Source organism: Chloroflexota bacterium, from assembly GCA_016219275.1.
Classification (GTDB): domain Bacteria; phylum Chloroflexota; class Anaerolineae; order UBA4142; family UBA4142; genus JACRBM01.
The window spans coordinates 78,937-88,034 of sequence record JACRBM010000066.1 but is presented as its reverse complement, the minus strand read 5'-3'; the positions used below and the strand labels follow the sequence as shown (position 1 = coordinate 88,034).

The following is a 9,098-nucleotide window of genomic DNA, read 5'->3' as shown; positions in this document are numbered from 1 at the left end:
GGCTTTCACATCCGACTTGCGTAGCCGCCTACACGCGCTTTACGCCCAGTAATTCCGAACAACGTTTGCACCCTCTGTCTTACCGCGGCTGCTGGCACAGAGTTAGCCGGTGCTTGCTAGCAGGGTACCGTCAGGTGCCGGGGATGTTCGCCCCGACACGGTTCGTTCCCTTCCACAGGGCTTTACAACCCGAAGGCCTTCGTCGCCCACGCGGCGTCGCTGCGTCAGACTTTCGTCCATTGCGCAATATTCCTCACTGCTGCCTCCCGTAGGAGTATGGACCGTATCTCAGTTCCATTGTGGCTGATCTTCCTCTCAGAACAGCTACCCGTCATCGGCTTGGTGGGCCATTACCTCACCAACTACCTGATGGGACGCGGGCCCCTCTCAAAGCACCTCCCGAAGGAGGTTTTACGCGATCCACTGAAGGACCGAGCGAATGCGGTATTAGCGAACCTTTCGGTCCGTTATTCCCCACTCTGAGGTAGGTCACCCACGTGTTACTCACCCGTCTGCCACTAACACTCCAGTTTCCCAAAGTGTCCGTTCGACTTGCATGTGTTAAGCACGCCGCCAGCGTTCATCCTGAGCCAGGATCAAACTCTCCGTTGTATTCCAACTTGTGAGTTATCCAAGCATCTTCGATTCATTGTTGGGACACATCGAAACGATGTATCTCCGAACGCACTTCTTTCCTATCACTCTTCAGTTGTTAAAGTCCTCATCGGCGAACGGGCGCTTTTATACCACACTTTCACAAGCGTGTCAAATCGTGCCCCTGAGAGAACAAAATCGCCGACTGGTTAGTCGGCGGAGACAAAAAGAGAGTCGTCAACACATTTGACGATCTATGCCGTTGAGTTTGTCTCTTTTATTCCTCCGCACCGCAGATTTTTAACTTCTAACGCACGAACATTATAGCGGTATTCGATTTCTTGTCAACTTAAATTTTTTGCGCGCAAGATCGTTCCAGGATAAAATGAACCCGGAAAGGATTTGCGTATGCGTGAATTGCTGGATGGAGCCGAAGCCATCACGCGCGGCGCGCGCGCCGCGGGTTGCAATTTTTTCGCCGGGTACCCCATCACGCCGGCAACACCGCTGCTCTTGAGAATGTTGCGCGATTTGCCGAACCTGGGCGGCATCGGTATTCAAGGCGAAGATGAAATCGCAAGCATCGGCATGTGCATCGGCGCGGCGATGACCGGTGCGAAAGCCATGACCGCGACAAGCGGACCTGGGATCAGTCTCTACTCCGAAAACATCGGCATGGCGATCATGGGCGAAGTGCCGCTTGTAATCGTCGCGGTGCAACGCCTCGGTCCCGCGACCGGCGGCGCGACCACGGTCGCGCAAGGCGACGTCCAATTCTTAAGGTGGTGTACGAGTGGCGGCTTCCCGATCATCGCGCTGTGTCCCAGTAGCATCGCCGAATGCTACTCGCTGACCCAGCACGCGTTCAATCTCGCGGAAAAATTCCGCACACCGGTATTTATCGCGACGGACAAGGAAATGATGAGCGCGCAACAGAGCGTTGACACTAACACCTTCGAACATATCGCGCGCGTCGAGCGCGCCCTCGCGCCGAACCACGGCGAGTTCGTGTCGTACTATACCAGGAAACTCGCAGACATACCGGCATTCTCCCCGATTGGCGGCGCACACCTCACACGCTTTACCACTTCGATGCACGATGAAACCGGGATGCTGACCAAGAAACCGTCGAATGTGAATCGGACAAGCCGACATCTATACCAAAAAATCGTAACGCACCGCGACGAACTCGAATTCGTCACGCGCGACATGCAGGATGGCGCGACCACATTGATCGTCAGTTACGGCATCACCGCACGTTCGATGTGGCAAGCCGCGCGCGACGCGCGCTCTACCGGCAAACGCGTCTCGACGCTCACCATTCAATCGCTCTGGCTCACGCCGGAAAAATCACTCTGCGATGCGATGCGCGGCGTCTCACGCGTCATTGTCCCCGAGTTGAATTTTGGACAGTATCGTCTCGAAATCGAACGCGTCGCGTATGCGCTCGATCCACGTCCCGATGTCATCGGTGTGAATCGCGTGGACGGTGAATTGATCGAGCCGGAAGAAATTACAGCATTGATTCGCGAATGAGTGAGGATTCGATGATCCCAGGAATCAGCACCTATCGTTTCCCCGACCGACCGTATCCGTTTTGCCCGGGTTGTGGTCACACATTGACGCTCGAGCATCTCAACACCGCACTAGTCAAACTACAACTCGATCCGCACAAGGTCGTACTCGTCACCGACATCGGTTGCGTTGGCATGAGCGATCAGTATTTCGATGTAAACGCGTTTCACGGTTTGCATGGTCGCGCAGTGACCTACGCGACTGGCATCAAACTGGTCAATCCCGATTTACGCGTCATCGTGTTGATGGGCGATGGCGGAATCGGTATCGGCGGACATCATTTGCTCAACGCGGCGCGCCGCAACATTGGAATCACGGTGCTCGTGTTCAACAATCTAATTTTCGGCATGACGGGCGGACAACATTCGGTCACGACGCCACACGGCGCGACGACATCATCTACGCGTTTCGGCAACCTCGAACGTCCACTCGATATTTGCAAAACGGTCGCGGTCAATGGCGCGTCATTCGTCTATCGCGGCGCCGCGTTCGACAAGGATTTGCCTGACCACATCGCAGACGCAATCGAGACACCTGGGTTCGCGCTTCTCGACATCTGGGAACTGTGCACCGCGCACTACGTCCCGAACAACGATTTCTCGAAAGGCGCGTTACTGCAAACGATACAAAACCTGGGTCTGGCGTCTGGCATTTTGCAACGCCTGGACGCGCCGGAACTTGCGCGCGCGTATCACGAACAATTTGCCAATAACCAATTGCCAATTACCCAGCCCCAATCTATCGAGATAAAGTTCGACAGTGCGCTCACTAAGACAACGCGCATCGTCCTCGCCGGCGCGGCGGGCGGCAAGGTGAAATCCACCGCGTCCGCGCTCGCACTTGGCGGGATGTACGCGGGCTTGTGGGCGACACAACGCGACGATTACCCCGTGACTGTGATGACCGGCTATTCCGTGTCCGAAGTGATCCTGAGTCGCGAGGAAATTCTGTTTATGGGCATCGCCAAGCCAGACATTCTCGCAGTGCTCACCCCCGAAGGACTAGCCCAGGTCCCGCGCCAACTCCGCGCGATGGACGAATCGCAAACGGTTTACGTCGTCCCAGAACTCACAGAGCGTATCGAAACGCGCGCACGGAAAATCGCGTTTGATTTTTCGCGCGCTCACCCAACGAAAAAATCGCTCGCATTGATGGCGACTGCCGCCATCGTGCGCCACGCAAACCTGTTCCCGCTCGACGCGTTGCGCGAGGCAATCAGTACGGGGCAAAGTACGGACATCGCGCAGGAGAATTTGAAAGTCGTTGCCGCGAGCGAATTTATTTTGTAGAACAAGGTGCGAAGGTTTTTATTTGATCCCCAATCGTTCTGCGAGCAGAAATCCTGGGATACAGAACGCGGCAACCGGACCAATCAGCCCGACAATTAACAGCGCCCCATCCGCAATCCACACGAGCACGACCTTGCCCGGCTGCGCCTTGCCCGTCACCTCCCAGTGATCCGCCGCCATTCCCTCAGCGAACAAACTGACCTCGGGTCCGCTCTCGACGATCTGCGCGCCCAACGCGCGCGCCAGCGCGTTCTTGACGCGCGGGCGAATGTGGCGAAAGAAAATATCCACGTACTGCGTGTACCCGGCAATCATCGCGATGCCAACCAGCGCGCGCGGCGCGGCTTCACTGAAAGGCAGCGTGCCAGGCGCATCACTCCGCGATGAAAACCACAACGCGACGAATGTGATCGGCGTGAAGATGAAAAGCGCCGCCAAGCCAGGCGGAATGTCAAACCATTTTGCCCATGGCGGCGTCGCCGGCATCTGCCACGCCACCTCGCTTCGCCAACTCCACTCGCCGCGCGCAAACCGCATGAACACGCGAATCACCGTTGGCGCTTTGAGCGCGGAATTCTTGCTCGCCCAGGATTGCTTCCGCTGCAGGTCTTGATAATTCAGCGCGAAACCACTCGCGGGCGCACCAGCGGCTTGTAGCATCTCATTCCCGCGCGACAAGACGACGATGACTTGATCGTCGTCCGGCAAATCGCGCATCCAACGCGCGAGATCATCCGGGTTGACTGGGTCGGCAACAACTTGGTGATTGATTTCGAGTTTCATTCAACACCGTCGGACCGGCGCAGTTGCGCGAACCGCGCCGGTCTTGCCTAGGATTATTCCCACAGCATAAAATCAATCTTGCCATGGTCGAACGTCGCGCCATTGTTCATCGTCACTTCGCCATTGCCGGTCTTGAGCGAAAATGACGCTTCATCGTCCGACACTTGGACGTCACTCACCGTGTATCTCACGCCGCGATTGATTTGTCCCTGCAAGTAGGATCGCAGTTGCGCCTTGCCCAGTCCCGGCGTCGCAGAAAGATTGAAGAGCACGTTGTCATCCACGTACTTGAGCGCCGCATCTACTTCCTTGGCATTGATCGCGTCGAAAAACGCGCGGATGGCTTTTTCCACATCGGCGCTGCTCGTCGAACTGCTTGACGCGGGCGCAGTGATGGGCGATGCACTCGAGCCGCTCGCCGGCGGGGTAGCTTTCTTCGCCGTCCATTGCGTATTGATTTCAAACGCGCCACACGAACGACTATTGCCTTTGAAAATCAATTTGCCCGAGGCATCCGTGTTCGATGTGAACGCGCCGGTAAACGCAAGCGAGTATCCGTCGCCGAAATCCATCTGGATATTGATGTCCTTGCTTTTGATCGCGGCGATGGGAGGATTCATCTTGGTCTCGCCGCGACTGCCACTGAGAAATTGGCACGATCCAGAGTCCACGCGATAATTGACATTGAGATGTGTTAGTTCATTCTTTTCAATCGTGAACGCCAGCGGACTGTCCTTTGCGCTCGTGCCTTCCCATTCACCGTTGTAATTCGCGGAGGTCGGCGCGGTTGTCGGTTGAGCCGGCGTGCTCGTCGGTCGCGCGATGGTCGCGGTCGGCGTGGGCGCAGTTGTCGCAACGGGGGCGGTCGTCGGTCGCGCGACTGTTGGGGTCGGCGCGATGGTTGATCGCGCGATACTTGCTATCGGTCCGATGGTTGGTACGGCGGTCGGCGCAGGCGCGGGCGCGCCGCAGCCGGCAACGAGCGTAGCGAGTACAAACATCGCGAGCATCATCACGAAAAATAGTTTGGGTTGCATTGCTCCCTCCATCAGGATTCGCGCTTCTTCACGCGGCGCGTGATCTGGGTTGATCAGTGTCCGAAAACGAAATCGTTTTTACCATAGATTGCGCGCGAATGTGTTATAATTGCGTTAATGTCTGTCTGAATAGGGAGCAAGTACTCATGTCACTATCTGTTACCTTCACGGACGTACGCGCGGCGGCAGCGCGATTGCACGGCATCGCGAATCGTACGCCGGTGATGACCTCGCGCACGTTCGACGCGCTGACCGCGCGCCAAGTGTTTTTCAAGTGCGAGAATTTTCAACGCGGCGGCGCGTTCAAATTTCGCGGGGCGTACAATCGGCTCGCGCAGTTGAACGATGACGCGAAAAAACGCGGCGTCGTCGCGTTCTCGTCCGGCAATCACGCGCAAGGCGTCGCGCTCGCGGCAAAACTCCTCGGCATCCCGGCGACGATTGTGATGCCGGACGACGCGCCGCCGGTCAAACTCGCCGCGACGCGCGGGTACGGCGCGGAGGTCATCGTCTACGACCGCTTGCGCGAGAGCCGTGAAGAAATCGCGAAAAAACTCGCGGATGAACGCGGCGTCACACTCGTACCGCCATTCAACGATCCGCACATCATCGCGGGACAAGGCACTGCCGCGCTCGAACTGCTCGAAGAAATCCCAGACCTCGACGCGCTCGTCACCCCGGTCGGCGGCGGCGGGCTGATCAGCGGTTGCGCGATTGCCGCGAAAGCGTTGCGTCCGGCAATCCAGGTATTCGGCGTCGAAGCGCTTGGTGCGGACGACGCCAAGCAATCGTTGCAACGCGGCGAAATCGTTCACATCGGACCGCCGACGACGATTGCGGATGGGATTCGCACTCAATCGGTCGGCACGCTCACGTTTGCGATCATGCGCGAATTACTCAACGATATTGTGATCGTGAGCGACGATGAAATTCTCGACGCGGTGCGTTTTGTGTTGACGCGCATGAAAATCGTCGCCGAGCCGACCGGCGCAGTGCCTATCGCGGCGGTGATGCAAAATCGCATCCCAGCCAATTTGAAACGCGTCGGCGTGATTATCTCCGGCGGAAACATCGGCGGCGAGGTACTCGGCACGATAGGAATGGACCAATGAACTCGATTCGCTGTATCACTTTGTTCATTATTGCTTCAACTTGCTTTACGTTGCTCGCTGGTTGCGCGCCCGAACCGACCCCCACACCGATTCCAACGGCGACGGCTGAACCGACGGCGACTTTCACCGCAACGCGAGCGCCTTCCGCGACAGCGACACTCACGCGCACGTCCACGCCCGCGCCAACCAACACGGCGACGAGTGCGCCGAAACCTAGCGCAACCGCGACGCGCACGCGCACGCGCACACCGATCCTAACCAAGCCGCCGGCCGGACCCAGCCCGACACCGAGCGCGGCGCAGTTGTGCGCGAGTTTGGCAAAGCAACTTGCGCCGGGTATTTACGTGATGTACCTCTACGGCACACCCGAATTGATCTGGGATTACGATCCGCGGCAGTTTCGTGTCGGTTTGTGCAATACGATTCCCGCGCCGAGCACACCGCAAGGCAAGTACAAAATCGCGATGACGTTTCCGCCGGGCAACAGCGGCGCAACGCAGAGCGCACCCACACCCGTCGAACTCAAATCCGGTTTCAACGAAATCAGCGTCGGACCCTGGGTGCCTGGGTTGCAAAATCATCGCGCCGCATGTGCAACGCGCGAGTACGCCGACACCCAGGTTTTGTACAACGACTCGCCCGATCCGATCTTTCGCGCACTCACGTGGATTGATGGCAAGGATCGCACGACGCTGACGATCAAGTGCGGCGGCGATTATTCGTAAGATTCGTTTAATCGTTTTTCAGTTGGATCGTTGCGGTTCAACTAGAAAACGATTAAACGAAACTACTTGACTCTCCCCTCGCCGGAGGGTGTATAACGTTGGCAGAATGAATTCGACGGAGCAAAACCATGTTCAAGATCGGTGAATTTTCCAAACTCGCGCAAGTGTCGGTCAAGACCTTGCGTTTCTACGACGAACTCGGTCTACTCACACCGGTAGAGATAGACCGCTTCACCGCTTATCGCTATTACTCCGCCGACCAACTGCCGCGCCTCAATCGCATTCTCGCGCTCAAAGACCTGGGGTTGTCGCTCGAACAGATCGCGCAACTGTTGAACGACCAACTCACCGCCGATCAAATGCGCGGGATGTTGCGCCTCAAGCAACTCGAAGTGCAAACGCGTGTGCACGACGAGCAAGCTCGCCTGGCGCGCGTCGAGGCGCGGCTGAAACAAATCGAACAGGAGGGCAAAATGCCAACGTACGACGTGGTGATCAAATCAGTGCCGGCGATGCGCGTCGCGTCCATTCGCGACACGATTCCGACTTACGCGGAACAAGGAGACTTGTGGGATGAACTGTACGCGTACCTGGGTCAGAACCGCGTGGCGATGAGCGGACCATGCTTTACGCTGTACCACGACAAGGAGTTCAAAGAACGCGACGTGGACGCCGAAGTGTGCCAATCGTTCGACGGCGCGCTCAAGGGCAACGCGCGCGTCCAGGTGTACGACCTGCCCGCCGTCGCCGCGATGGCAAGCATTATCCACCATGGTCCATTTAACACACTGCATCAAGCGTACTCGGCGCTGGGCGCGTGGATTCAGGCGAACGAGTATCGCATCTGCGGACCCGACCGCGAGATCTACATCCAGTCCGGCGAACCCGTGCGGCAAGACGATCCGTCTTATGTGACCGAGATTCAGATGCCGGTCGAAAAAGTGTAACGCACAGTGGGGCGAGCGGCTCGCTCGCCCCCAACAATTTTACAACCAATCAAACCAAGGAGTTGCCGATGACCAATCCGCTCGAGTACTATGCTCAACCCGGCAAGATGACCGATCCGCGCGCACACGCACCTCTGCTCGCCGATTTGCCGCGCGACCTTGCCGCGCTTGTGCGCGTCGTACAAGGTTTGCTGATTCACATCTTCTGGGCGGAACGGTACGGATTGAAACTCGCCGAAGAACGCAAACAAGAAGTACAAATTCGTGCAGTCGCGCAGGGACTCGCGCGCATCCGCGAACTCGATTCGCGTCCACTCAGCGACCCGCGCGCGCTCGAGCAAAAACTCGTCGGCAACTGTCGTCACTTTTCAGTCATGTTGGTGACGTTGTTGAAACATCAAGGTGTGCCTGCTCGCGCGCGGTGCGGTTTCGCCACATACTTTTTGCCGAACCACTACGAAGATCACTGGGTCGCCGAGTATTGGAACGCCGCACAATCGCGTTGGGTGTTGGTGGACGCGCAACTCGATGCGTTTCAACGCGAGCAACTCCACGTCACGTTCGACCCGCTCGACGTGCCGCGCGATCAATTCATCGTCGGCGGCAAAACATGGCAAATGTGCCGCATTGGTCATGCCGACCCGGAAGCGTTCGGAATTTTCAACATGCACGGACTCTGGTTCGTGCGCGGCGATTTGGTGCGCGATGTCGCGTCGCTCAACAAAATGGAATTGCTCCCCTGGGATAGTTGGGGCGCGATCAATCGGCGCGATGAAGATTTGTCGGCAGACGATCTCGCGTTCCTCGATCACGTCGCCGAACTGACGTGCGGCGATGTGCCGCAGTTCGACGCGGTGCGCGCGCTGTACAAAAACGACGACCGCTTGCGCGTACCGCCGGTGATCACCACCTATTTGGACAAGGGCGCACAACAGATTGAGATCGAATCAGAGGTGCGATAAAAATCTGCCATAGAGAAATTTTTGTTTTTTCCTCTATGCCCCTATATTCTCTATGGCACTGTGCGATTTGCTCG

8 protein-coding genes and 1 rRNA gene are annotated in these 9,098 nt (G+C 57.3%); 6 read left to right on the top strand and 3 right to left on the bottom strand.

The window, feature by feature from the left end:
• Window positions 1-607, bottom strand: a 16S ribosomal RNA gene (locus HY868_18830); the annotation flags it as partial.
• Between the two features lie 395 nt (window positions 608-1,002).
• Here HY868_18830 and HY868_18825 point away from each other — a divergent pair.
• Both HY868_18825 and HY868_18820 read left to right on the top strand, forming a co-directional pair.
• Window positions 1,003-2,130: a pyruvate flavodoxin/ferredoxin oxidoreductase gene (locus HY868_18825; protein MBI5304194.1), complete on the top strand. Its 1,128-nt coding sequence runs from the start codon at window positions 1,003-1,005 to the stop codon at window positions 2,128-2,130.
• Complete coding sequence (locus tag HY868_18820; protein ID MBI5304193.1) at window positions 2,127-3,458, top strand: 2-oxoacid:acceptor oxidoreductase family protein; 1,332 nt, start codon at window positions 2,127-2,129, stop codon at window positions 3,456-3,458. Before HY868_18825 ends, HY868_18820 begins: the two co-directional genes overlap by 4 nt.
• Before the next feature lie 18 nt (window positions 3,459-3,476).
• On the opposite strand, the gene HY868_18815 is transcribed toward HY868_18820, so the two are convergent.
• Window positions 3,477-4,241, bottom strand: coding sequence for a hypothetical protein (locus HY868_18815; GenBank protein MBI5304192.1), 765 nt, complete (start codon window positions 4,239-4,241; stop codon window positions 3,477-3,479).
• A gap of 53 nt (window positions 4,242-4,294) precedes the next feature.
• The gene (locus tag HY868_18810; GenBank protein ID MBI5304191.1) at window positions 4,295-5,278 is read right to left on the bottom strand and encodes a nuclear transport factor 2 family protein; all 984 of its coding nucleotides are present in this window, start codon (window positions 5,276-5,278) and stop codon (window positions 4,295-4,297) included.
• A gap of 146 nt (window positions 5,279-5,424) precedes the next feature.
• On the opposite strand from HY868_18810, the gene HY868_18805 reads away from it, so the two are divergent.
• The 4 genes from HY868_18805 to HY868_18790 all read left to right on the top strand — a co-directional run bounded on the left by HY868_18805 (window position 5,425) and on the right by HY868_18790 (window position 9,024).
• Window positions 5,425-6,390, top strand: a complete 966-nt coding sequence (locus HY868_18805; GenBank protein MBI5304190.1) for a threo-3-hydroxy-L-aspartate ammonia-lyase — start codon at window positions 5,425-5,427, stop codon at window positions 6,388-6,390.
• Window positions 6,387-7,115: a hypothetical protein gene (locus HY868_18800; protein MBI5304189.1), complete on the top strand. Its 729-nt coding sequence runs from the start codon at window positions 6,387-6,389 to the stop codon at window positions 7,113-7,115. The genes HY868_18805 and HY868_18800 overlap by 4 nt, the downstream gene beginning before the upstream one ends.
• A 128-nt stretch (window positions 7,116-7,243) precedes the next feature.
• Window positions 7,244-8,062 carry a MerR family transcriptional regulator gene (locus HY868_18795; protein ID MBI5304188.1) on the top strand — a complete coding sequence of 273 codons (819 nt, stop codon included), beginning with the start codon at window positions 7,244-7,246 and terminating at the stop codon, window positions 8,060-8,062.
• A gap of 68 nt (window positions 8,063-8,130) precedes the next feature.
• Window positions 8,131-9,024, top strand: a complete 894-nt coding sequence (locus tag HY868_18790; GenBank protein ID MBI5304187.1) for a transglutaminase domain-containing protein — start codon at window positions 8,131-8,133, stop codon at window positions 9,022-9,024.
• Window positions 9,025-9,098: the final 74 nt, after the last annotated feature.